General features: G+C 62.2%; 21 protein-coding genes and 3 tRNA genes. 19 read left to right on the plus strand and 5 right to left on the minus strand.

Annotated elements, in window-relative coordinates; all coding sequences use genetic code 11:
- The first annotated feature begins 14 nt into the window (after window positions 1-14).
- The gene (locus AC0L3O_RS28415; protein ID WP_287242507.1) at window positions 15-323 is read left to right on the plus strand and encodes a BA14K family protein; all 309 of its coding nucleotides are present in this window, start codon (window positions 15-17) and stop codon (window positions 321-323) included.
- 167 nt (window positions 324-490) lie between these two features.
- On the plus strand, window positions 491-847 hold the full coding sequence (locus tag AC0L3O_RS28420; RefSeq protein WP_095489666.1) for a hypothetical protein: 357 nt from the start codon (window positions 491-493) through the stop codon (window positions 845-847).
- Here the strand turns inward: AC0L3O_RS28420 and AC0L3O_RS28425 are convergent.
- Together AC0L3O_RS28425 and bhcR are read right to left on the minus strand one after the other, a co-directional pair.
- Entirely contained in the window at window positions 815-1309 is a 495-nt protein-coding gene (locus tag AC0L3O_RS28425) for a YbaK/EbsC family protein (protein ID WP_128245081.1), read from the minus strand. The two genes, AC0L3O_RS28420 and AC0L3O_RS28425, sit on opposite strands and share 33 nt — an antisense overlap.
- A gap of 61 nt (window positions 1310-1370) precedes the next feature.
- Window positions 1371-2255, minus strand: a complete 885-nt coding sequence (gene bhcR, locus AC0L3O_RS28430; RefSeq protein WP_473617283.1) for an HTH-type transcriptional regulator BhcR — start codon at window positions 2253-2255, stop codon at window positions 1371-1373.
- Between the two features lie 202 nt (window positions 2256-2457).
- Between bhcR and gcl the strand changes: the two genes are divergently transcribed.
- The 3 genes from gcl to AC0L3O_RS28445 all read left to right on the plus strand — a co-directional run bounded on the left by gcl (window position 2458) and on the right by AC0L3O_RS28445 (window position 6320).
- Window positions 2458-4239: a glyoxylate carboligase gene (gene gcl / locus AC0L3O_RS28435; RefSeq protein ID WP_287242512.1), complete on the plus strand. Its 1782-nt coding sequence runs from the start codon at window positions 2458-2460 to the stop codon at window positions 4237-4239.
- Between the two features lie 170 nt (window positions 4240-4409).
- Complete coding sequence (gene hyi, locus AC0L3O_RS28440; RefSeq protein ID WP_128245084.1) at window positions 4410-5201, plus strand: hydroxypyruvate isomerase; 792 nt, start codon at window positions 4410-4412, stop codon at window positions 5199-5201.
- A gap of 102 nt (window positions 5202-5303) precedes the next feature.
- Window positions 5304-6320 (plus strand): 2-hydroxy-3-oxopropionate reductase, encoded by a 1017-nt coding sequence (locus tag AC0L3O_RS28445; RefSeq protein ID WP_473617304.1) that lies wholly within the window; start codon window positions 5304-5306, stop codon window positions 6318-6320.
- Between the two features lie 126 nt (window positions 6321-6446).
- On the opposite strand, the gene AC0L3O_RS28450 is transcribed toward AC0L3O_RS28445, so the two are convergent.
- Window positions 6447-7298 (minus strand): TrmH family RNA methyltransferase, encoded by an 852-nt coding sequence (locus AC0L3O_RS28450; protein WP_473617285.1) that lies wholly within the window; start codon window positions 7296-7298, stop codon window positions 6447-6449.
- Between the two features lie 200 nt (window positions 7299-7498).
- Between AC0L3O_RS28450 and AC0L3O_RS28455 the strand changes: the two genes are divergently transcribed.
- Window positions 7499-7583: transfer RNA gene (locus AC0L3O_RS28455), tRNA-Tyr, on the plus strand.
- A gap of 70 nt (window positions 7584-7653) precedes the next feature.
- A tRNA-Gly gene (locus tag AC0L3O_RS28460) sits at window positions 7654-7727 on the plus strand.
- Between the two features lie 101 nt (window positions 7728-7828).
- Here AC0L3O_RS28460 and AC0L3O_RS28465 read toward each other — a convergent pair.
- Together AC0L3O_RS28465 and AC0L3O_RS28470 are read right to left on the minus strand one after the other, a co-directional pair.
- Complete coding sequence (locus AC0L3O_RS28465) at window positions 7829-8233, minus strand: GFA family protein (protein ID WP_473617306.1); 405 nt, start codon at window positions 8231-8233, stop codon at window positions 7829-7831.
- 104 nt (window positions 8234-8337) lie between these two features.
- Window positions 8338-9225: a DMT family transporter gene (locus AC0L3O_RS28470; protein WP_287248050.1), complete on the minus strand. Its 888-nt coding sequence runs from the start codon at window positions 9223-9225 to the stop codon at window positions 8338-8340.
- A 306-nt stretch (window positions 9226-9531) separates the two neighbouring features.
- Between AC0L3O_RS28470 and tuf the strand changes: the two genes are divergently transcribed.
- The 12 genes from tuf (at window position 9532) to rpoB (ending at window position 23356) form a co-directional block, all read left to right on the plus strand.
- Window positions 9532-10707: an elongation factor Tu gene (tuf, locus tag AC0L3O_RS28475; RefSeq protein WP_091591201.1), complete on the plus strand. Its 1176-nt coding sequence runs from the start codon at window positions 9532-9534 to the stop codon at window positions 10705-10707.
- Window positions 10708-10946: 239 nt separating this feature from the next.
- Window positions 10947-12596, plus strand: a complete 1650-nt coding sequence (locus tag AC0L3O_RS28480; RefSeq protein ID WP_473536088.1) for a COG3904 family protein — start codon at window positions 10947-10949, stop codon at window positions 12594-12596.
- A 177-nt stretch (window positions 12597-12773) separates the two neighbouring features.
- On the plus strand, window positions 12774-14435 hold the full coding sequence (locus AC0L3O_RS28485) for a COG3904 family protein (RefSeq protein ID WP_473617286.1): 1662 nt from the start codon (window positions 12774-12776) through the stop codon (window positions 14433-14435).
- Between the two features lie 112 nt (window positions 14436-14547).
- Complete coding sequence (locus tag AC0L3O_RS28490; protein WP_473536158.1) at window positions 14548-15057, plus strand: metal-dependent hydrolase; 510 nt, start codon at window positions 14548-14550, stop codon at window positions 15055-15057.
- A 35-nt stretch (window positions 15058-15092) separates the two neighbouring features.
- Window positions 15093-15168, plus strand: a tRNA-Trp gene (locus tag AC0L3O_RS28495).
- 373 nt (window positions 15169-15541) lie between these two features.
- The gene (gene secE / locus AC0L3O_RS28500) at window positions 15542-15745 is read left to right on the plus strand and encodes a preprotein translocase subunit SecE (protein ID WP_013531408.1); all 204 of its coding nucleotides are present in this window, start codon (window positions 15542-15544) and stop codon (window positions 15743-15745) included.
- 27 nt (window positions 15746-15772) lie between these two features.
- Complete coding sequence (nusG, locus tag AC0L3O_RS28505) at window positions 15773-16300, plus strand: transcription termination/antitermination protein NusG (protein WP_006333333.1); 528 nt, start codon at window positions 15773-15775, stop codon at window positions 16298-16300.
- Window positions 16301-16470: 170 nt separating this feature from the next.
- Window positions 16471-16899, plus strand: a complete 429-nt coding sequence (gene rplK / locus AC0L3O_RS28510; protein WP_023798121.1) for a 50S ribosomal protein L11 — start codon at window positions 16471-16473, stop codon at window positions 16897-16899.
- Between the two features lie 4 nt (window positions 16900-16903).
- On the plus strand, window positions 16904-17602 hold the full coding sequence (rplA, locus tag AC0L3O_RS28515) for a 50S ribosomal protein L1 (protein ID WP_027155818.1): 699 nt from the start codon (window positions 16904-16906) through the stop codon (window positions 17600-17602).
- A 413-nt stretch (window positions 17603-18015) separates the two neighbouring features.
- Window positions 18016-18534: a 50S ribosomal protein L10 gene (gene rplJ, locus AC0L3O_RS28520; RefSeq protein WP_023798119.1), complete on the plus strand. Its 519-nt coding sequence runs from the start codon at window positions 18016-18018 to the stop codon at window positions 18532-18534.
- Window positions 18535-18588: 54 nt separating this feature from the next.
- Window positions 18589-18966: a 50S ribosomal protein L7/L12 gene (gene rplL / locus AC0L3O_RS28525; protein WP_023680442.1), complete on the plus strand. Its 378-nt coding sequence runs from the start codon at window positions 18589-18591 to the stop codon at window positions 18964-18966.
- A 253-nt stretch (window positions 18967-19219) separates the two neighbouring features.
- Window positions 19220-23356, plus strand: coding sequence for a DNA-directed RNA polymerase subunit beta (gene rpoB / locus AC0L3O_RS28530; protein ID WP_023798118.1), 4137 nt, complete (start codon window positions 19220-19222; stop codon window positions 23354-23356).
- Window positions 23357-23417 lie beyond the last annotated feature (61 nt).

Below are 23417 nucleotides of genomic sequence, written 5' to 3' on the forward strand. Positions count from 1 at the left end.
GCAAGGAGATCGTCATGTTGAAGCGCGCCATCGTTTCCGGCCTCATCGCCACCACTGTCGCCGCCGCCATGCTGGCCGGCACCGTTCAGCCTTCGGCCGCCCATCACAAGCACCATCACAACAAGCACCTTGGCATCGGTATCGCCGCCGGCGTCGGTGGCTTCCTGCTCGGCACCGCGCTCGCCCAGCCGCGCACCGTCTACATCCAGGAAAATGGCGGCTCATGGCACGTCCGGCGCTGCCTTAACCGCTATCAGAGCTACGATCCGTACTCCGACACCTATGTCGGCTACGACGGCTATCGTCACCGCTGCCGGCTTTGAGGGGAGGTGAACCGTTTCAGGCAAGGGAAAAGGGGCACCCACTGCCCTTTTTCAGCTGTCTGGGTTGCAAAATTGAACCCGGCACCGCGACCGGTTCCAGCGAGGGATGTACAGGGATTTTTCGACAGCTTAGTCTGGCGGTGAAGGCACCAGAGGGAGAGGGACGCTTGGACGAGCACGAACCCAAGGAAGAGCAGATTGAGACGGATTTCCGCAACGGCACGATCACCACCGTCGGCATTCTACTGGCTTTCTCGCTGGGCTTCATCACGCATTGGGCCGCCAACCCGCTCCCTTGGGAAATCTATCACCTGGCAGCCGTCGTGCCGATTTTGATAGGCATTGCCTTGCAGATACGAGCGCTGCGGTTGCTGCTCGACACAACGTCTCTACAGCGACGCGTCTATGAACGCGCCACCCGCATCTTCATCGCCGGCCTGATCTTCACCGCCTGCGGAGTTGGGCTGGCGATGCTGCTTGATTTCTACGACCTATCGACCAAGAGCGCGGTGCCCGGGGCCTAGCTCATCCTGACAGATGTCGCACCATTCGGCGCCGGTCAGCGCTGCCATGCGCTCGACGCCTATTTTCACCGCTGCATTGGTTGCGCCGGCCGCTGGCACGACCTGATCGTAGGCGCGCAGCGATACGTCGCAATAGACCGGCAACGGCGAGGCGAGGCCGAAGGGGCAGACGCCGCCAATCGGATGGCCAGTGATTTCGGCCACCTGCTCGGCATCGAGCATGCGCGGCTTGCCGCCGAATGCATCGCGCGATTTGCGATTGTCGATGCGCGCGTCGCCGCGGGCGACGACCAGCATGGCCCGGTCACCGACGCGCAGGCAGATGGTCTTGGCGATCTGCCCCGGCTCGACGCCGTGCGCCTCGGCCGCGAGCGCGACAGTCGCCGAGCTTGTCGGCGTTTCGATCACCTCGATGTCGCGGGCATACTCGGCGAAGAAGGCTTTGACGGATTGGAGGCTCATGCGTCTTTCGGGCGTCGGCTGGCGGAAGGTGGACGCAAACTTGGCCGTAGCCGGGCGGCTGTCAAGGTGAGCGCGCAGCGCCAATCTCGAAGAGTGGACCCGGTTCGGCGGCGCGGCTTGGTGAAGAAGGGGGCGGCAGACCACCAATCATCCTGGTTATTTCCGCTGCCGCATCGCGCACCAGCGGGCCGATCTCGGCCAGCCGCTGCGGCGTGACCCGCACTGTCGGTCCCGAAACCGACACGCCGCCGATCGGCTCGCCGAACTCGTTGAAGATGGCGGCGGCAACGCAGCGCATGCCGGGGTGCCGTTCCTCGTCGTCGACCGACCAGCCGCGCAGCTTGATCGTCACCAGATCATGGGCCAGCGCCGAGATGTCGGAAAGCGTCTTTTCGGTGAAGCGCTCCAGCCCGGTCCGGCGCAGGACGGCGCCGACGCGCTGCGGCTCGAGATGCGCCAGCACCGCCTTGCCGATGCCCGACGCATGGAAGGAGCTGCACGTGCCCGGCCGGCAGAAGGCGCGGATCGCCTGATGCGTCTCGACCTGGCTGACGAAGACGACGCAGTCGTCCTCGGCGACGCCGAGATTGGCGGTCTCGCCGGTCTTCTCCATCAATTCCTGCATGACGATGCGGGCGCGGTCGACCAGCTTGCGGCGGCGCAGGAACGCCGCGCCCATGCGATAGGTTTCGACGCCGATCGACCACAGCTGGTCGCTGCTGTCGAACTCGACCATACCGTGGTTTTCCAGCGTCGTCAGCATGCGGTAGGCGGTGGAGGCGGGGAGGCCGCTCTGCGCGGCGATCTCGCTCAGCGACAGGCCGCTGCCTTCGGCGACGATGGCCAGGATGCGCAGCGCCCGGTCGAGCGACTGCACCGAAGCCGCCTCGGCCGGACCGTGGAAGGCGCGCGGCCGTCCGCGCTGGCGTTTTTCGGCGGTCTCCATAGTGGCATTCTTGCCGATTTCGCCAAATGCGCAATGAAAAAGTTTTTCACTCTTTTGCCATGGGAACTTCGTGGAAAACAGAAAATCCAATGAAATTAGTACATAGCAGTCGTTTCTTATAAATGAAAAAATATTCTGAAAAAATTGAAAAATAACAGGCGCGCTGGCATTCTCGGCCATCAACAATTCCGTGGAGGCTGACATGGCCAGGATGCGCGCAGTCGACGCAGCGGTTCTCGTTTTGGAAAAAGAAGGCACCTCCTGCGCCTTTGGCGTGCCGGGTGCTGCCATCAACCCGTTCTATTCGGCGCTGAAGGCGAGGGGTACGATCCGCCATATCCTGGCGCGCCATGTCGAGGCGGCCTCGCACATGGCCGAAGGTTATACCCGCGCCAGATCAGGCAATATCGGCCTGTGCATCGGCACTTCGGGTCCGGCCGGCACCGACATGATCACCGGCCTCTATTCGGCCGCGGCCGATTCCATCCCGATCCTCTGCATCACCGGCCAGGCGCCGCGGGCGCGTCTCAACAAGGAGGATTTCCAGGCCGTCGACATCGCCGCCATCGCAGCACCCGTCGCCAAATGGGCGGTCACCGTGATGGAACCCTACCTGGTGCCGATGGCGCTGCAGAAGGCGTTTCACCTGATGCGCTCGTCGCGGCCGGGGCCGGTCCTCATCGATCTGCCGGTCGACGTGCAACTGGCCGAGATCGAGTTCGACATCGATGCCTATGAGCCGCTGGTGCCGTTCAAACCGGCAATGTCGCGCGGCCAGGCCGAAAAGGCCTTGGCGATGCTCAACGCGGCCGAAAGACCGTTGATCGTCGCCGGCGGCGGCATCATCAACGCCGATGCCTCGGATCTGCTGATCGAGTTCGCCGAAGTCACCGGCGTGCCGGTGATCCCGACGCTGATGGGCTGGGGCGCGATTCCCGACGACCACCGGCTGATGGCCGGCATGTGCGGGCTGCAGACATCGCATCGCTACGGCAACGCAACGATGCTCGAAGCTGATTTCGTCTTCGGCATCGGCAACCGCTGGGCCAACCGCCACACCGGCTCCGTCGATGTCTACACCAAGGGCAAAAAATTCATCCATGTCGACATCGAGCCGACGCAGATCGGCCGTGTCTTCGCGCCGGACCTCGGTGTCGTCTCGGACGCCGGTGCAGCGCTCAAAATGCTGCTCGACGTCGCCACCGAGTGGAGAACGGCGGGAAAACTGCGCGACTGGTCGGGTTGGGCCAGGGAATGCCAGGGCCGCAAGAAGACGCTGAAGCGCAAGACGCATTTCGACCAGGTGCCGCTGAAGCCGCAGCGCGTCTACGAGGAGATGAACAAGGCATTCGGCCGCGACACCACCTATGTCACCACGATCGGGCTTTCGCAGATCGCCGGCGCTCAGTTCCTGCATGTCTACAAGCCGCGCAACTGGATCAATTGCGGCCAGGCCGGCCCGCTCGGCTGGACGCTGCCGGCCGCACTTGGCGTTCGCGCCGCCGATCCGCAGCGCAACATCGTGGCGCTGTCCGGCGACTATGATTTCCAGTTCATGATTGAGGAACTGGCGGTCGGCGCGCAGCACAGATTGCCCTACATTCACGTCGTCGTGAACAATGCCTATCTCGGCCTGATCCGCCAGGCGCAGCGCGGCTTTTCGATGGATTTCGAGGTCAGCCTTGCCTTCGAGAACGTCAACCGGAAGGATGATCCCGAGGCTGGCTATGGCGTCGACCACGTCGCGGTTGCCGAGGCCATGGGCTGCAAGGCGGTACGGGTGCGCCGGCCGGAGGAATTCGCCGGCGCCTTCAAACAGGCGCAACAACTGATGAAGGAGCACCAGGTTCCGGTGGTGCTCGAATTCATCCTTGAGCGCGTCACCAATGTTTCGATGGGCACCGAGATCGACAAGATCACCGAATTCGAGGAGCTTGCCGAACATCACGAAGACGCGCCGACGGCGATCGTCATGCTGGATTAAGCTGTGCTGATATTCAGGTGATGCCGGCCTGCAAACGGCGGTTTCCTGCGCTTCCGGTGCTCACGTACCAAAAGTACGCTCCGCTCCGGTTCTCGGAACCCACCATTTTCGGCTCGGCCTGACCTGAATCTCACCACAGCTTGGGCCGGGCGAAAACAAGGAGAAAAAGAATGCCACGGTTTTCAGCCAATCTTTCGATGCTCTTTGGCGAGCACGATTTCCTCGACCGCTTCGAAGCCGCCGCCCGCGCCGGCTTTAGGGGTGTCGAATATATCGGCCCTTATGACCATGCGCCCGATGTCGTTGCGGCGAGGCTGAAGAAAAACGGTTTGACGCAGGTGCTGTTCAACCTGCCGGCCGGCGACTGGGGCAAGGGCGAGCGCGGCATTGCGGTGCTGCCGGATCGTGTACCCGAGTTCCGACAAGGCATCGCCAAGGCGATCACCTATGCGCATGCGCTGGGTTGCGAACAGGTCAACTGCCTCGCCGGCATCGCACCGCAAGGCGTCGAGCGTTCGGTGCTGGAAGATGTCTTCGCCGAAAACCTGGCTTTCGCGGCCGAGAAGCTGGAGCAGGCCGGAATCAGGCTGCTGATCGAGCCGATCAACTCCCGCGACATTCCCGGCTTCTTCCTCAGCTATTCGGACCAGGCCCTGGCGGTCATCGACCGCGTCGGCTCAAAAAACCTATTCCTGCAATACGACATCTATCACATGCAGATCATGGAGGGCGATCTCGCCCGCACCATCGAGGCAAACCTCGACCGCATTGCGCATATCCAGCTGGCGGACAATCCCGGCCGGCATGAGCCGGGGACGGGCGAGATCAATTTTCCTTTTCTGTACAGTCACATCGACCGCATCGGCTATTCCGGCTGGGTCGGGGCGGAATACAAGCCGAAGGGCGGGACGGAAGCCGGGCTGGGCTGGTTCCGGGAGTTTGCCGGGCAGGCGGCGGCGTAGGGGACGTTTACAATTGACGTCGAGTTCCTTCGCGCCCCCCTCTGGCCTGCCGGCCATCTCCCCCACGGGTGGGGAGATTGGACGTCACCGCCGCATTCGCCAATTTTCGAGGTTGGAAAAGTAAAAGCCGGCGTCGGAACTGCCGATCTCCCCACCTGTGGGGGAGATGGCCGGCAGGCCAGAGGGGGCGCGACGGAACGCGGCCTAGGAAAATACCAGGGAGAAACATCAATGGACACCATCGGCTTCATCGGCCTCGGCATCATGGGCGCGCCGATGGCGGGGCATCTGCTCGACGCCGGCTACACTGTCGTCGCCAGCGACCATCGCTCGAAACCGCCGGCCGATCTCGTCGCCGAGGGTCTAAAAACCGTCTCCGGCCATCACGCCGTGGCACGTGCCGCCGACATCATCATCACCATGGTTCCCGACACGCCTGAGGTGGCCGACGTGCTGTTCGGCGACAGCGGCGTCGCCTCGGGTTTGACCGCGGGCAAGCTGGTCATCGACATGAGCTCGATCTCGCCGATCGAGACCAAGGAATTCGCCACGAAAATCAATGCGCTGGGCTGCGACTATCTCGATGCGCCGGTGTCGGGCGGCGAGGTCGGCGCCAGGGCCGCGTCGCTGACCATCATGGTCGGCGGCGAGGAAAAGGCCTTCGAGCGCGCCAGGCCGGTGTTCGAAAAAATGGGCAAGAACATCACGCTGGTCGGTCCGAACGGCGTCGGCCAGACCACCAAAGTCGCCAACCAGATCGTCGTTGCGCTGACCATTGAAGCAGTCGCGGAAGCGCTTGTTTTTGCATCGAAAGCCGGCGCCGATCCGGCCAAGGTGCGGCAGGCGCTGATGGGCGGGCTGGCCGCCTCGCGCATCCTAGAAGTGCACGGCGAGCGCATGATCAAGCGCAGCTTCGCCCCGGGCTTTCGCATCGAACTGCACCAGAAGGATCTTAATCTCGCGCTGGAAGGGGCAAAAGCGCTCGGCGTCGCGCTGCCCAACACCTCGACGACGCAGCAATTGTTCAACTCCTGCGCGGCCAATGGCGGCGCCAAGGAGGACCATTCGGCGCTGGTCAGGGCGCTGGAGCGAATGGCGGGATATGAGATTGGTGAATAGTGAATGGTGAATGGTGAATGGTGAATGGTAGTAGAGATGCGGCGGTCAGTGGCAGTGAACTGGTCACGACTTGCGTGCAGTCTCACCATTCACCATTCACCATTCACTATTCTCCGTTTTTACCATTCACCCGTTTAAAAACTTCCTCGCCGCATAAAGGCTCACCGCCGCCGCATTCGACACGTTGAGCGAGCGGATGGCGCCGGGCATGTCGAGCCGGGCGAGCGTCGTCACCGTTTCACGCGTCTTCTGACGCAAGCCCTTGCCCTCGGCGCCCAGCACCAGCGCGATCCTTTCCCCGGCAAAACTTTTCTCGAGTTCCGCCGGTCCGTCTGAATCGAGGCCGATGGTCTGGAAGCCGGACTCGTGCAACTGGCCGAGCGCGTCGGCGAGGTTTTTTACCTCGATCTGGTCGATATGCTCCAGCGCGCCGGAGGCCGATTTTGCCAGCACGCCGGATTCATGCGGGCTGTGGCGCGCCGTGGTGATCAGCGCGCCGGCGCCGAAGGCGACCGCCGAGCGCAGGATCGCGCCGACATTGTGCGGATCGGTGACCTGGTCGAGGACCAGCACCAGCGTGGTATCGCCGAGCGCATCGAGGCGCTTGGGTTTTAGCGGCTCGGCTTCGATCAGCACGCCCTGATGCACGGCGTCAGAGCCGGTGACCTTGTCGATGTCTTTCGGCTCGACCATCTCTGTCTCAAAGGGCAGGGCGGTGAGGTCGGCGATAGCCAGCCGCTCGGCGGCGTTGCGCGTCACCAGCATCTTCTTGATCCGCCGGCGCGGATTGTCGAGTGCTGCTCGCACCGTGTGCAGGCCGTACAGCCGCACCAGCCCATCCGCGACGGTCTCTCCTGGTGGTACCGGCTGGCGCGGCCTGAACGCCGGCGCGCCGCCGCTCTTCTCGTCGCGATGCGCGCGGCGCAGCTTGGCGTAGTGGGTGTCTTTCGGGGTCTTGGGCTTGTTGTCGTTGCTCATGGCCGGTTCTATAGCCGTGTCGTTCGCCTATGGATACAGCCGCAAAACCCTGCTCGTCGGGTCGTCAACAAATTCAGCGCGTTTTGCCGGGATGTTGCGGTTGACAGTTTTGGGCGCTGCCGCCATAAGGCGCTTCGCGACGGGCTGCTCCTGCGGCCGCGACGCGTCGATGCCTCGTTGCATGGCTCCGGCGGCAGACTGGAGAGGTGCCCGAGTGGTTAAAGGGGACGGACTGTAAATCCGTTGGCTATGCCTACGTTGGTTCAAATCCAACCCTCTCCACCACTGCCGGCCCGGAAGCCCTGAAACGCAAGCCTCGGACCGAAAAGTGCATAGCGGTTTTCGGGTGAAATGCGCGGGTATAGCTCAGTGGTAGAGCAGCAGCCTTCCAAGCTGAATATGCGGGTTCGATTCCCGCTACCCGCTCCAAGCATGCTGTTGAAGTCATTATCGAAAATAATTTCCTTGAAAATGCGCCGTGTCACTGCGTGTGCCTGAGCGGCAATGCCGTCAGCCACATCGCCAGGTCTTCAGTCGGCGCCCCCGGCGGCATGCTCTTCATATTGAGGCAGGTTGTCGGCGATCGTGAACCACTTCGCCTTAGAGCCGACAAAGATGTGCTGCGTTGGACGGATGGCCGGCTCGTCGACGAGGGTTCCCATGGTGACGTGGACGAAGGCGCCGTCGCGGACGACCGAGTAGAGCAATGAGCCGCAGGTCTTGCAGTGCACGTTGTGGCCGGTCTCCTCGCCAAAGATCAGGAGGTTGTCCTCGCCCTTGGTCAGGCTCAGTCTCTCACGCTCGATGCCGGCAAACGGCTTGAAGGCCGAACCGGTGGTGCGCCGGCAGTCCGAGCAGTGGCAGTTGGCGGCGTAGATGAACTCGTCGGCCACCGCGTATTGTACGGCGCCGCACAGGCATTTTCCGGCAAGCATGCGGTTGCCGACGTTCTCCTGGCTTGTCACAGGTTTCTCCATTTTTTGCGGGCAGCGGCCAAGTTGAAATCTGTGGTCCGTTGTTTTGGTCACCACTGCCCAAATTATGCGACGACGGTCAGTCGGCGCCGCCGCTCGTCGAGCGACACGATGGTCAGCCCGCTGGCCACCACCAGCAGGATACCGCCGATCGCCAGTGCGTTCGGCAATTGCTGGAACACCACCAGGCCGGAAATGACCGCCCAGACGGTGAAGCAGTAGTAAAACGGCGCCACGACGCCGGTTGGCCCGGCGCGATAGGCCATGAAGATGAAGAAATGGCCAAAAATCAGGAACAATCCGGCCCCGGCCATCAGAAGTAAATGATGCGTCTCGGGCGCCACCCAACGCTCCGACATCAGATGCGCGACGCCTGATCCGACCAGCACCACCACCACCGCGGAAATTGCGACGATCATTCCGGGCACGTCGGCGGCGACCCGCCGCCCGGCGAGATCGCGCGCGGCGGCGAACGCCGCATTGCCGAGCGCCAGCAAGGCGTAGACCGAGATTCCCTGCATCGTCGGCTGCGCCACCATCACCGCGCCGATGAAGCCGAGCCCGATCAGCGCCATGCGCAAGCCGCCGATCCGTTCGCCGAACAGGACAGAGGAGCCAATCAGCATGAGCAGCGGCGTGATCTGTCCCAGGGCGGTCGAATCGGCGATCTGCATGTTGGCGAGCGCCACCACGTAGCAAAGGATTGCCGCCAACTCGAGCAGGTTTCTTTGCAACACTCTCCTGTCGAGGATCAGCGGGATCTGCCTGGCGTAGCCCAGCGCAAACAGCAACGGGATTCCCCACAGCGTTGCCGCCGTCCCGCGCAGAAACAGCACTTCATAGGGCGGCAGCCCAACCGTCGCGAGCTTCAACATGGTGTCGTTGGCGACATAGGACCCGGTCGACAGGATCATGAACAGCGGGCCGCGGATGGCGATCGGAATGAAATGCATCGGATCAGGAAATCAGACCGGCGTCACACCGGCAATGGGCCAGATCCGGCAGTAAATCCGGCAAGGCGGACAGGCGGAAGCGGCAATATCCGTCGGCTGAATGCCGGCAGCCGCGGAACCTATGTCAGGCCATTCCATTTCTTCTTGTTCGTTCCTATATCCGCGCCACATCCCCGAAAACCGGATCATGGGTTCAGACCGGGTGAGAAAGCCCCGGCCACAAGACACTTGTGTTTTTCGGCCGCAGTCGCTAATCGCCCCGCATTCGACTGAACTGAAGGTCCCGGCCGTCCAAGGAAAGAGACTATGGCAAAAGGTAAATTCGAGCGTACAAAGCCTCATGTGAACATCGGCACGATTGGCCATGTCGATCATGGCAAGACGTCGCTGACGGCGGCGATCACCAAGTATTTTGGCGAATACAAGCGCTACGACCAGATCGATGCGGCGCCCGAGGAGAAGGCGCGCGGCATCACCATCTCGACGGCGCATGTCGAATACGAGACGGCCAACCGCCACTACGCCCATGTCGACTGCCCCGGCCACGCCGACTACGTCAAGAACATGATCACCGGTGCTGCGCAGATGGACGGCGCGATCCTGGTTGTGTCGGCCGCCGACGGCCCGATGCCGCAGACCCGCGAGCACATCCTGCTGGCCCGCCAGGTCGGCGTGCCGTCGATCGTGGTGTTCTTGAACAAGGTCGACCAGGTCGACGACGCCGAGCTGCTCGAACTGGTCGAGCTCGAGGTGCGCGAGCTCCTGACCAAGAACGAGTTCCCCGGCGACGACATTCCGATCGTCAAGGGTTCGGCACTTGCGGCACTCGAAGATTCCGACAAGAAGATCGGCGAGGATTCGATCCGCGAACTGATGGCTGCGGTCGACGACTACATCCCGACGCCGGTTCGCCCGCTCGACAAGCCGTTCCTGATGCCGATCGAGGACGTGTTCTCGATCTCCGGCCGCGGCACGGTTGTGACCGGCCGCGTCGAGCGCGGCGTGGTCAAGGTCGGCGAGGAGCTTGAGATCGTCGGCATCCGTCCGACCACCAAGACGACCTGCACCGGCGTCGAGATGTTCCGCAAGCTGCTCGACCAGGGCCAGGCCGGCGACAACATCGGCGCGCTGCTGCGCGGTGTCGACCGTGAAGGTGTCGAGCGCGGCCAGGTTCTGGCCAAGCCGGGCACGGTCAAGCCGCACAAGAAGTTCGTCGCCGAAGCCTACATCCTGACCAAGGACGAGGGCGGCCGTCACACGCCGTTCTTCACCAACTACCGGCCGCAGTTCTACTTCCGCACGACCGACGTGACCGGCATCGTGTCGCTGCCGGAAGGCACCGAGATGGTGATGCCGGGCGACAACATCACCGTCGATGTCGAGCTGATCGTGCCGATCGCCATGGAAGAGAAGCTGCGCTTCGCCATCCGTGAAGGCGGCCGCACCGTCGGTGCCGGCATCGTCGTCACCATCAAAGAGTAATCGATACCGGCATCCGCCGGATCGACAGGGAAGGGCGGTCTTCGGGCCGCCCTTTCTTCGTTTACTGGCTCCACGCAGAACAATCTTGCGCGGTCGTTTCAAAGCTATTGCAAGCACCACCGCCGCCACTATTATAGGTTGCATCAAGGGGGCTTTTGCCAAGCGTGGTTCGGGGACGCCGTCTGAACAGTAGGGCAGGGTGGTGGCGCGGGTTGGTTCGCCTGGCGCAGGTGGTTGCGATGGCGATAGCGGCCTTCGCCGCGAACGCCGAGGATGTGTCCGATCCTAGGACATGGGATCCGAAGTCATGGTACCTTCCGGGCAGTTCGTCCGATGGTTTTTCGGAGATGCGGTTCATCATTGCCCGCAGCAGTGCAGTCGGCTGTAAGCCCAACTGTCCGGAATGGATTTCAGCAGAAGGCGCCATCGCAGCCGGCACGCCGGCTCTACTAAAGCGGGTACTGAAAAAGCTCGGCACTCGCAAACTGCCGATTATCGTCAATTCCCCTGGCGGTGATGTCGACGCTGCGCTCCAGCTCGGTCGCATAATACGCAAGAACAGGCTCGACATCGCCATCGGTAAGACCGAGTTTTCCGATTGCTGGCCGGGGATGGAGGGTTGCGGGGCCAGCTACGGCAAAGGCGTAGCCTATTTCGGCGTCGCGTCCGACGGTGGGGCCATGTGCAATTCCGCCTGTCCGCTGATGTTTGCCGGAGGCGTCCGCCGCGTGGCGGGCAGCTGGGCCTATCTGGGTGTTCATCAGATCACCACCACTTATTTCCCCTCAACACGGCATTTTCGAACCACCCATCAAACCATCCGTGGCAAAAAATATCGGGTCACCACGGAGACCGTCACTCAAGGCGAGAGCTACAAGACCTATAAAATGAGCAAGGCGTTTTCGAGAAAGATCTCGGCCTATCTCAGGGAGATGGGGGTCGGGCGGGGAGTGCTCGACACAATGAAGGCCACGCCTGCCAGCGACATCCGCCAGATCGCTCTCGACGACATGCTGACGATGAAGCTGGTCACCAGCAGGGACTCCCTCGACATACTTACGCTGGCGGGCATATGCCGGCGGAGCCCGGCGCCGCCGAACTGCAGGGAGGTCCCTGCGAATGCCAAGCCGGCCAAGACGGCAGTGGTGGCCGTCCGAGGGGCCGTTGTTCCAGCCACTCCTTCGGCCCGTCCAGCGCCGGTCGACAATTCGATGCGTTTCGTCTTGGTCCGGAGCAGCGATCCGAAATGCGGTCTCGATTGTCCCGAATGGATTGCAGCGCAAGGCACGATCACGCCCGATTCGCAGAAGATATTTCGCCAATTGCTCGATACGGTCGGCGGCCGGCGTCTGCCGTTGATCGTGAGTTCGCCGGGAGGCGATTTGCTCAGCGCCTTGGCAATGGGAAGGTTGATCCGCGACCGCAAACTTGACGTCGCGATTGCGCGCACCGATTTTACCGGGTGCAAGCCGCAGGACAAAGGGTGCGCGCCACCGGATGGGTTCTATCCTGGTGTCGCGACCGATTTAGGTGCGGGGTGCGATGCCGCCTGTCCGATCATGCTTGCTGGGGGCGTCAGACGTTTCGTGGGCCCCAAGGTGCCAGTCAGCGTTCAATCACTGGCATTTGCGGAGCGGATACGCTCTTATCTAGCGGAAATGTCGGTCAGGCAGCATCTGTTTCCGCCGATGCCGCTCGACCGCTTTGATTATAAGCGTAACCGGCTCCCGCTCGAACCCGGCACAATGTTGACGATGGGACTGACGACGGGACCTGAATCGGCGAACCATTTGGTGGGGCCGACTGTCTGTAAAACCGAACCGAGGCCGCAAAATTGTCCGGCGGCATCGGCGCTCAAGGTTGACGCACAATTCCCACTAAAGCCGTAGCCGTTGAAATACCCAAAGCCCTACCTCGAAGGGCGGTCTTCGGGCCGCCCGTCTCGCTTTTGGATACGGCCGGCATACTTTTCTGGGTACGGCCGGCGCTTGCGCCATCGTCGCAAAACGCTGTTGCAAGCCGGCAAAGCTGAACTACTATAGGTCGCATTGCGGGGGGCTTCCCGAATGGTTTCGTGGCACCGTCTGAATGGCCAGGCATGGTGGATGGTGATCTGCCTGGCGTCGTTCCTGGTCATGGAACACGCTGCCTTGGCGGCGAACACCAAAAAATCCGGGCCGGATCTTAGTCCGACGATGCGGTTTGTCGTCGTCCGCAGCAGCGCGCCTGGTTGCGAACCGACCTGCCCGGAATGGATATCGGCTGAAGGCTCGATAGAGGCCGGCACGCCGACCCTGTTCAAGCGCACGCTCAAGGGGCTTGGTGGCCGAAAACTGCCCGTTGTCGTGGATTCTCCCGGCGGCAACGTCGAAGCGGCGCTGGCGCTTGGCCGGCTGCTGCGCAAGAACAAGCTCGATATCGCGGTTGGCAAAACCCGGTTCACCGGTTGCCAGCCCGATGCCAAGGACTGCAAGGAGAACGACGGCAAGGGCGCTCGCTATTTCGGCAATGCCTATGCCAGCGGCGCCATCTGCAATTCCGCCTGTCCACTGATGTTTGCCGGCGGCATCAGGCGCGTCGTCGGGCAATGGGCCTTTCTCGGCGTGCATCAGATCACCACGACCTTCATCCGCACAAAATTGCAGTACCGGACCACCTATCGCGTGGTCGGAGGCAAGAAGAAGATCCTCAGCAAGAAGATCGTCGGCCGCAAGAACGCCGGCAGCTACAAGACCTACGAGATGAGCAGGTCGGTGGAGAAAAGACTGGCTGCCTATCTGAACGAAATGGGCGTCGGCCAGGCCGTGCTCGAGACGATGAAGAACACGCCGGCCAGCAGCATCCAGCAGCTGGCTCCCTACGACATGCTGCAGGCGAAGCTGGTGACCAGCCTGGATGCCGTCGACCTGCTGACCGCGCCAACCCTGTGCAACACCGATCCGGTGGCCGCGAACTGCAGGGAAATACCGGCGCCGGCCGGCGACGTGGTGGCGTACGCCAAGCCCACTCCTGCCGCGCCGGTCGAACCTGAAACCGGGCAGCGGGCCGATGTTGGCGATATGCGCTTCGTCCTGGTTCGCGGCAGAAGTTTTCTCTGCGATCCCAACTGTCCCGAATGGATCTCGGCGGAAGGCACGATCAGCGCTCGAACGCCGGAACGGCTGCGCCAACTGCTGGACACGATCGGTGACCGGCGACTGCCCGTGGTGATCAACTCGCCGGGAGGCGACGTGCTCGGCGCTCTGGCCGCCGGAAGGTTGATCCGAGAACGCAAGCTCGACGTGGCGGTTGCGCGGACGGACTTCATTGGATGCGAGCCGGACAAGGCGGATTGCGCCGCCAGGGATGGCGTCCATGTCGGGCTGACGATCGATGCGAGCGGCGCGTGTGGCGCGGCCTGCCCGATCATGCTTGCCGGCGGTGTCAGGCGCCTTGTCGGTCCTCGCGCGCAGTTGACCGTGCACTCGATGGGGTTGGAGCAGCGGGTCAAAACCTATCTCAGGGATATGGCGGTCGGATCCGGTCTGCTGGTGGCGATGCGCTCGGTGCCGGCCTCGCGCCATCGGCAGCTCGAACCCGGGATGATGCTGAAAGTCGGGCTGACGACCGGGCTTGGTTCGGCCGATGAATTTACCGGCCCGACCATCTGCAAGTCGCAGCCAATGCCGGAGAATTGCCGCGTCGTGTCGACGTCCGAGGTTCAGGCCGAGGCGGCCGTCAAGCTGTAAGACGCAGTCACGCCCCAGCCAAGCGCGATAGGGCGAGGCGGGGTAGTCCTTCCTGAATGCGCCACAATCCGCCGCGACGTTCGACCGATTCGGCAATGAACAAGGTTTGACGATGCTGATCGCTCATCTTCCGGCTGGCTACATACTCGGTACTTTCGCACGAAACCGTTGGCCCGGCAGATCGGGGATCATGGCGGCGGCAATGCTCGGCAGCGTCGTCCCGGACCTCGACATGGTCTATTTCCATTTTGTCGATGGCGGACGAACCCATCACCACGCCTACGTCACGCACTGGCCGCTCTTCTGGGCAGCGGTTGGCCTTGTGGCACTGTCGGTCGCGAAATGGCGGGATCCGCGATATCTGGCCCCGGTCGGCGCCTTCTTTGCCGCCGCAATGATACACATGATCCTGGACAGCGTGGCGTCGCCTATCATGTGGCTAATGCCGTTCGACCGGCGCGCGCTCGAACTCGTCACGGTTCCGGCGATGTATCGCAACTGGGTCATGAGCTTCATGTTGCATTGGACTTTTGCCGTGGAACTTCTGATATGCGCCTGGGCGCTGGCCCTTGGATTTCGACGATTGCAGCCCGGCGCGGCCACGCATGAAAACTCGACTTGAGTTCTTGTCCGCTTTATGAAATAGCAGCGCGCGATACGGGCATAGCTCAGTTGGTAGAGCGGCGGTCTCCAAAACCGCAGGTCGTAGGTTCGAGCCCTGCTGCCCGTGCCATTTTTCGAAATGGCCAATTCATGAAAAAATTTCTGGTCTTCCGCGCATCGACCTTTTGAAAATCGCGCGGTGGCTTGCCATATAGGCTGTCTTGAGGCATAAGAGCGCCATAGCCGGAACGGGACGACTGGATGGTTCCGAGGCGGCGTTTGGCATAAAGCGGACACTTGCCACTTGCGTGGATCAAGAATCGGTTTTATGTAGACGAAACAGACACGCGACGCGTGGAGCTGGGAAGCCGGCTTTACGCGTCCGATTTGCATGGGCGAAATGATTGCGCTGATTCGGCGCAAACACAGGCTCAGGCGGCACATCCCGGCCAGCGGGATCATCCAGGAGATCCGGTCAACGGGTCTTGCAGACAGAGCGGCACATGGCTTCGAAAACCACAAATCCATTCGTCTTTCTCCAGCAGGTTCGCGCGGAGACCGCCAAGGTGACTTGGCCGTCGCGTCGCGAAACGATGATCTCGACGGTGATGGTTCTGGCGTTCGCTGTGATCGCGATGATCTTTTTCTTTACTGCCGATCAGCTCATGGGCCTCGCGGTCGAGCAGATTCTGGGCATTGGACGCTGAGTCCGGCGATTACGGAGAAGCCTTGAAATGACTGCGCGGTGGTACATCGTCCACGCCTATTCGAACTTTGAAAAAAAGGTCGCTGAGGACATCGAGAACAAGGCCAAGCAGAAAGGCCTGTCCGCTGACATCGAGCAGATCGTGGTGCCTACCGAGAAGGTCGTCGAGATACGCCGCGGCCGCAAGGTCGATGCCGAGCGCAAGTTCTTCCCGGGCTACGTGCTGCTGAAGGCCAACCTGACCGACGCAGTGTTCTCGCTCGTGAAGAACACGCCGAAGGTCACCGGCTTCCTGGGTGATTCGAAGCCGGTGCCGATCACCGAGGCCGAGGCCCAGCGCATCCTGAACCAGGTGCAGGAAGGCGTCGAGCGGCCGAAGCCGTCGGTCACTTTCGAGATCGGCGAGGCGATCCGCGTCTCGGACGGTCCGTTCGCCTCGTTCAACGGTTTCGTCCAGGAAGTGGACGAGGAGCGGGCGCGGCTCAAGGTGGAAGTTTCGATCTTCGGGCGCGCCGTGCCGGTCGATCTCGAATTCGGACAGGTCGAAAAGGGCTGATCCGAAATCCTTGTCGCCAATTCGGCGGTGAGGGAGGCGGCGTGGAAATCGCCGCCAAAACGGGGTGGGAGGCGAATGCGGCTTTAGCCCGCTGCAGGAACCGCACCACCAGACTGCAACCGCCGGTGTTGCCCAGATTTGGGGCCGGCATGAGATGAAGGCAGGAAGAGATGGCTAAGAAAATTGCAGGCCAGCTCAAGCTCCAGGTTTCCGCGGGCTCGGCGACGCCGTCGCCCCCGATCGGACCGGCGCTTGGTCAGCGCGGCATCAACATCATGGAGTTCTGCAAGGCGTTCAACGCGCAGACCCAGGAAATGGAAAAGGGATCGCCGGTTCCGGTCGTGATCACCTACTACCAGGACAAGTCGTTCACCTTCGTCATGAAGACGCCGCCGGTGAGCTACTTCCTGAAGAAGGCCGCAAACCTGAAGTCGGGCTCGAAGGAGCCGGGCAAGGTCAAGGCCGGCACGATCGGCCGCGACAAGGTGCGCGCCATCGCCGAGCAGAAGATGAAGGATCTGAACGCGACCGATATCGAGGGGGCCATGCGCATGGTCGAGGGCTCCGCCCGCTCGATGGGTCTGGAAGTGGTGGGCTGAGATCATGGCAAAGATTGCAAAGCGTGTATCGAAGACCCGCGAAGGCATCGATCCCAACAAGGCCTATGCCTTGGGTGATGCGCTGAAGCTGCTCAAGGACCGGTCCTCGGTGAAATTCGACGAGACCGTTGAAATCGCGATGAACCTGGGTGTCGACCCGCGCCATGCCGACCAGATGGTCCGTGGCGTGGTCAACCTGCCGAACGGCACCGGCCGTACCGTCCGCGTCGCGGTTTTCGCGCGTGGCGACAAGGCCGAGGAAGCCAAGGCGGCCGGCGCCGATATCGTTGGCGCCGAGGATCTGGTCGACATCGTCCAGAAGGGCACGATCGACTTCGATCGCTGCATCGCCACGCCGGACATGATGCCGCTGGTCGGCCGTCTGGGCAAGGTGCTCGGCCCGCGTGGCATGATGCCGAACCCGAAGGTCGGCACTGTCACCACCGACGTTACCGCCGCCGTCAAGGCGTCGAAGGGTGGCGCGGTCGAGTTCCGCGTCGAGAAGGCCGGCATCGTTCATGGCGGCGTCGGCAAGATCTCGTTCGACGTCAAGGCGCTGGAAGAGAATGTTCGCGCCTTCGCTGACGCGGTCACCAAGGCGAAGCCGGCTGGCGCCAAGGGCAACTACGTCAAGAAGGTGTCGGTCACCTCGACGATGGGCCCTGGCCTCAAGCTCGACGTCTCGACGCTGGCAGCGTCCTGATACGAACCATTTGGATCTGCCGCTAAAGGGCTGATCCGCAAACAGAATTCCGGGCCTCCGATTTATCTTGGCGGCCCGGTACCGGAAGTCGGAAGGCTTCCGGACATCCTGTCCGAGATTGCGGGCGGCCCCAGGCCTTGGTTCAAGGGGGGCCTTAATTCATGTGGGCCTGCATGAGACGGGTGAAGACCGGACAACGGAGCGACTGCTCCAATGAAAGGTTCGAACCGTGTTTGCCTTTTGTCTGCGCACCATTCGGCTTGCCGGCTGGTGTGGCGAAAGGGGGCAGGATCCTCGAGCGTCGTTCGGGAGATCCGTTACTGGATGGCCCGGCCGGCAAAAGGCAACCCGACACCTGTCCTCGTAATGGGAATGTTCCCGTTAACAGGATTGGGGTCAACTGGAGATAGGCAGTGGACAGAGCGGAAAAACGCGAACTCGTCACGGGCCTGAATGAAGCGTTTTCGGGCGCTGGTTCAGTCGTCGTGGCCCACTACGCCGGTATTACCGTCGCGCAAATGAACGACCTTCGGTCGAAAATGCGTGTCGCCGGTGGCACCGTCAAAGTCGCGAAGAACCGTCTCGCCAAAATCGCTCTTCAGGGCACGGACTCCGCATCGATCATCGACCTGTTCAAGGGACAGACGCTGATCGCCTATTCGGAGGATCCGATTGCGGCGCCGAAGGTCGCGTCCGATTTCGCCAAGGGAAATGACAAGCTCGTCATTCTCGGCGGCGCAATGGGCACCACCTCGCTCAACGCCGACGGTGTGAAGGCACTTGCCACACTTCCGTCGCTCGATGAGCTGCGCGCCAGGCTGGTTGGCATGATCGCCACGCCGGCAACCCGGATCGCCCAGATCGTCAATGCGCCTGCGGCTTCGGTCGCGCGCGTCATCGGCGCTTACGCCCGGAAGGACGAGGCGGCATGAGGCCGTTCCTCGCTATCACAAACACACGTTCGAACCTTATGAAGGAATATTGCAATGGCTGATCTGGCAAAGATCGTAGACGACCTTTCGAAGCTGACCGTCCTCGAGGCGGCCGAGCTGTCGAAGCTTCTGGAAGAAAAGTGGGGCGTTTCCGCTGCTGCTCCGGTGGCGGTTGCTGCCGCCGGCGGTGCTGCGGCTGCTGCTGCTCCGGTCGAGGAAAAGACGGAATTCGACGTCGTCCTCACCGAGGCGGGCGCTCAGAAGATCAACGTCATCAAGGAAGTTCGCGCCATCACCGGTCTTGGCCTCAAGGAAGCCAAGGACCTGGTCGAGGCGGCTCCGAAGCCGGTCAAGGAAGCTGTTTCCAAGGCCGACGCGGACAAGTTCAAGGCCCAGCTGGAAGCAGCCGGCGCCAAGGTCGAACTGAAGTAAGCGTTTGATATCGGCGGGCGGCTTCGCGCCGTCCGCCGCTCCCTTGGCGCGAAGGGAGGCTGCGTAACGCGAAGAGTACGAAAACCTCTTTCCTGAGGGCCGTAAGCCGGCCTTCAGGAAACGGGTTTTCTCCCGTTTTGGCCGGCCACCGACAGGTGGCGGGTGAACAAATAAAGGCCGCCGCCGAAGGTGGCCGAGAATGCAAGGCGAGCCGCGGCGAGGCTCGCCCCGAGAATCGAGCTAAGGAGCGACGATGGCCCAGACACAAACTTTCAATGGCCGCAGACGCGTACGCAAATTCTTCGGAAAGATTCCGGAAGTTGCGGAGATGCCGAACCTGATCGAGGTTCAGAAGGCATCCTATGACCAGTTCCTGATGGTCGAGGAGCCCAAGGGCGGGCGTCCTGACGAGGGGCTGCAGGCGGTTTTCAAATCGGTGTTCCCGATCTCCGACTTTTCCGGCTCCTCGATGCTGGAATTCGTGAAGTACGAGTTCGAAGCACCGAAATTCGACGTTGACGAATGCCGTCAGCGCGACCTGACCTATGCCGCGCCACTCAAGGTGACGCTGCGCCTCATCGTGTTCGATATCGACGAGGATACCGGCGCCAAGTCGATCAAGGACATCAAGGAGCAGGACGTCTATATGGGCGACATGCCGCTCATGACCTTGAACGGCACCTTCATCGTCAATGGCACCGAGCGCGTCATCGTCTCGCAGATGCACCGTTCGCCGGGCGTCTTCTTCGACCATGACAAGGGCAAGTCGCACTCGTCGGGCAAGCTGCTGTTTGCCGCGCGCGTCATCCCCTATCGCGGATCGTGGCTCGACATCGAGTTCGACTCGAAGGACGTCGTGCACGCCCGCATCGACCGCCGCCGCAAGATTCCGGTGACATCGCTGCTGATGGCGCTCGGCATGGATGCCGAGGAGATCTTGTCGACCTTCTACAACAAGATCACCTACAAGCGCGCCGGCGACCACTGGCGCATCCCGTTCAACGTCGAGCGTTTCCGCGGCCTCAAGGCTGTCGGCGACCTGATCGATGCAGACACCAACGAGGTCGTCGTCGAGGCCGGCAAGAAGATCACCGCACGCCAGGCCCGTCAGCTCGGCGAAAAGGGTCTCAAGGCGATCAAGGCGACCGACGAGGATCTGCTCGGCAACTACCTTGCCGAGGACATCGTCAACTATGCGACCGGCGAGATTTTCCTCGAGGCCGGCGACGAGATCGACGAAAAGACGCTAAAAGTGCTTCTCGCCGCCGGCGACGACGAGATCAAGGTTCTCGACATCGACCACGTCAATGTCGGCGCCTATATCCGCAACACGCTCAACGTCGACAAGAACGAGAGCCGCCAGGACGCGCTGTTCGACATCTACCGTGTCATGCGCCCCGGCGAGCCGCCGACGCTGGAAACCGCCGAAGCCATGTTCAACTCGCTGTTCTTCGACAGCGAGCGTTATGACCTGTCGGCCGTCGGCCGCGTCAAGATGAACATGCGCCTCGAGCTCAAGGCCGAGGACACCGTGCGCGTGCTGCGCAAGGACGACATCCTGGCCGTGGTCAAGACGCTGGTCGAACTGCGCGATGGCAAGGGCGAGATCGACGACATCGACAATCTCGGCAATCGCCGCGTGCGCTCGGTCGGCGAACTGATGGAGAACCAGTACCGCGTCGGCCTCTTGCGCATGGAGCGCGCGATCAAGGAACGCATGTCCTCGATCGAGATCGATACGGTGATGCCGCAGGACCTGATCAACGCCAAGCCGGCGGCTGCCGCCGTGCGCGAGTTCTTCGGTTCCTCGCAGTTGTCGCAGTTCATGGACCAGACCAACCCGCTGTCGGAGATCACCCACAAGCGCCGTCTCTCGGCGCTTGGACCCGGTGGCCTGACCCGCGAGCGCGCCGGCTTCGAGGTGCGCGACGTGCACCCGACGCATTACGGCCGCATCTGCCCGATCGAGACGCCGGAAGGCCCGAACATCGGTCTGATCAACTCGCTGGCCACCTTTGCGCGCGTCAACAAGTATGGCTTCATCGAGAGCCCGTACCGCAAGATCGTCAACGGCAAGTTGACCAATGAGGTCGTCTATCTCTCCGCGATGGAAGAGGCCAAGCACCACGTCGCGCAGGCCAATGCCGAGCTCGACAAGAATGGTGGTTTCGTCGACGAATTCGTCATTTGCCGCAATGCCGGCGAAGTGATGATGGCGCCGCGCGAAAACGTCGATCTGATGGACGTGTCGCCGAAGCAGATGGTGTCGGTGGCCGCGGCCCTGATCCCGTTCCTCGAGAACGACGACGCCAACCGCGCGCTGATGGGCTCGAACATGCAGCGTCAGGCCGTGCCGCTGGTGCGCGCCGAAGCGCCGTTCGTCGGCACCGGCATGGAGCCGATCGTCGCCCGTGACTCCGGCGCCGCCATCGGCGCCCGCCGCGGCGGCATCGTCGACCAGGTCGACGCGACGCGTATCGTCATCCGCGCCACCGAAGATCTCGATCCCGGCAAGTCGGGCGTCGACATCTACCGGCTGATGAAGTTCCAGCGTTCGAACCAGAACACCTGCATCAACCAGCGTCCGCTGGTGCGCATGGGCGACCTGGTCAACAAGGGCGACATCATCGCCGACGGTCCGTCGACCGAGCTCGGCGATCTGGCGCTCGGCCGCAACGTGCTGGTCGCGTTCATGCCGTGGAACGGTTACAACTACGAGGACTCGATCCTCTTGTCCGAGCGCATCGTCGCCGATGACGTCTTCACCTCGATCCACATCGAGGAGTTCGAGGTCATGGCGCGCGATACCAAGCTCGGGCCGGAGGAAATCACCCGCGACATCCCCAACGTCTCGGAAGAAGCGCTGAAGAACCTCGACGAGGCCGGCATCGTCTATATCGGTGCCGAAGTGCAGCCGGGCGACATCCTGGTCGGCAAGATCACGCCGAAGGGTGAAAGCCCGATGACGCCGGAAGAAAAGCTTCTGCGCGCCATTTTTGGCGAAAAGGCATCGGACGTGCGTGACACCTCCATGCGCATGCCGCCCGGAACCTTCGGCACCGTCGTCGAAGTGCGCGTCTTCAACCGCCACGGCGTGGAGAAGGACGAGCGCGCCATGGCGATCGAACGCGAGGAGATCGAACGCCTCGCCAAGGACCGCGACGACGAGCAGGCGATCCTCGACCGCAACGTCTATTCGCGCCTGTCCGACGTTCTCGTCGGCAAGGATGCGATTGCCGGGCCGAAGGGTTTCAAGAAGGGCTCGAAGCTGTCGAAGGACACGCTCGACGAGTATCCGCGTTCGCAGTGGTGGCAGTTTGCGGTGGAGAACGAAAAGCTCCAGAGCGAACTGGAAGCCCTGCGCGGCCAGTACGACGATTCCAAGAAGGCGCTCGAACAGCGCTTCATGGACAAGGTCGAGAAGGTGCAGCGCGGCGACGAGATGCCTCCCGGCGTCATGAAGATGGTCAAGGTCTTCGTGGCCGTGAAGCGCAAGATGCAGCCCGGCGACAAGATGGCCGGCCGGCACGGCAACAAGGGTGTCGTGTCGCGGATCGTTCCGGTCGAGGACATGCCGTTCCTCGAGGACGGCACGCATGCCGATATCGTGCTCAACCCGCTGGGTGTGCCGAGCCGCATGAATGTCGGCCAGATTCTGGAGACGCATCTGGGCTGGGCTTGCGCCGGAATGGGCAGGAAGATCGGCGAGCTGATCGACGCGTACAAGACAGGCGGCGACATCAAGCCGCTGCGCAAGACCCTCGAGAGCTTCATGCCGGCCAACGACCGCAACGAGCCGGTCCGCGACTATGACGACGAGAGCGTCGTTCGCCTCAGCGAGCAGATGCGCCGCGGCGTCTCCATCGCGACACCGGTGTTCGACGGCGCGCACGAGGCCGACATCAACATCATGCTGGAGCAGGCGGGCCTGCACACCAGCGGTCAGTCGCAGCTCTATGACGGACGCACCGGCGAGCCGTTCGATCGCAAAGTGACGATGGGCTACATATATATGCTCAAGCTTCACCATCTTGTGGACGACAAGATCCACGCGCGTTCGATTGGGCCGTACTCGCTCGTTACCCAGCAGCCGCTGGGCGGCAAGGCGCAGTTCGGTGGCCAGCGCTTCGGCGAGATGGAGGTCTGGGCTCTCGAAGCGTACGGCGCCGCCTACACGCTGCAGGAGATGCTGACGGTGAAGTCGGACGACGTCGCCGGCCGCACCAAGGTCTATGAGGCTATCGTCAGAGGCGACGACACCTTCGAGGCCGGCATCCCCGAGAGCTTCAACGTTCTCGTCAAGGAAATGCGGTCTCTGGGCCTCAATGTCGAGCTGGAGAACACCAAGCTCGACGACAACCCGATCCGGCTGCCCGACGCGGCCGAATAAGCAAGACGCTTGGTCGCGGGAGAGGGCTCCCGCGACCGAGCGCACCAAATTTTCGACCGAT

The organism is Mesorhizobium sp. WSM4810 (assembly GCF_055811235.1).

Coding starts and splice junctions, on each gene's coding strand:
- AC0L3O_RS28490 (WP_473536158.1), top strand. CDS start 14,548: ATGCTGATCGCTCATCTTCCGGCTGGCTACATACTCGGTACTTTCGCA.
- AC0L3O_RS28480 (WP_473536088.1), top strand. CDS start 10,947: ATGGCGATAGCGGCCTTCGCCGCGAACGCCGAGGATGTGTCCGATCCT.
- AC0L3O_RS28485 (WP_473617286.1), top strand. CDS start 12,774: ATGGTTTCGTGGCACCGTCTGAATGGCCAGGCATGGTGGATGGTGATC.
- rplL (WP_023680442.1), top strand. CDS start 18,589: ATGGCTGATCTGGCAAAGATCGTAGACGACCTTTCGAAGCTGACCGTC.
- rplK (WP_023798121.1), top strand. CDS start 16,471: ATGGCTAAGAAAATTGCAGGCCAGCTCAAGCTCCAGGTTTCCGCGGGC.
- nusG (WP_006333333.1), top strand. CDS start 15,773: ATGACTGCGCGGTGGTACATCGTCCACGCCTATTCGAACTTTGAAAAA.
- AC0L3O_RS28425 (WP_128245081.1), bottom strand. CDS start 1,309: ATGAGCCTCCAATCCGTCAAAGCCTTCTTCGCCGAGTATGCCCGCGAC.
- gcl (WP_287242512.1), top strand. CDS start 2,458: ATGGCCAGGATGCGCGCAGTCGACGCAGCGGTTCTCGTTTTGGAAAAA.
- tuf (WP_091591201.1), top strand. CDS start 9,532: ATGGCAAAAGGTAAATTCGAGCGTACAAAGCCTCATGTGAACATCGGC.
- rplA (WP_027155818.1), top strand. CDS start 16,904: ATGGCAAAGATTGCAAAGCGTGTATCGAAGACCCGCGAAGGCATCGAT.
- hyi (WP_128245084.1), top strand. CDS start 4,410: ATGCCACGGTTTTCAGCCAATCTTTCGATGCTCTTTGGCGAGCACGAT.
- AC0L3O_RS28470 (WP_287248050.1), bottom strand. CDS start 9,225: ATGCATTTCATTCCGATCGCCATCCGCGGCCCGCTGTTCATGATCCTG.
- secE (WP_013531408.1), top strand. CDS start 15,542: ATGGCTTCGAAAACCACAAATCCATTCGTCTTTCTCCAGCAGGTTCGC.
- bhcR (WP_473617283.1), bottom strand. CDS start 2,255: ATGGAGACCGCCGAAAAACGCCAGCGCGGACGGCCGCGCGCCTTCCAC.
- AC0L3O_RS28415 (WP_287242507.1), top strand. CDS start 15: ATGTTGAAGCGCGCCATCGTTTCCGGCCTCATCGCCACCACTGTCGCC.
- AC0L3O_RS28465 (WP_473617306.1), bottom strand. CDS start 8,233: ATGCTTGCCGGAAAATGCCTGTGCGGCGCCGTACAATACGCGGTGGCC.
- rpoB (WP_023798118.1), top strand. CDS start 19,220: ATGGCCCAGACACAAACTTTCAATGGCCGCAGACGCGTACGCAAATTC.
- AC0L3O_RS28450 (WP_473617285.1), bottom strand. CDS start 7,298: ATGAGCAACGACAACAAGCCCAAGACCCCGAAAGACACCCACTACGCC.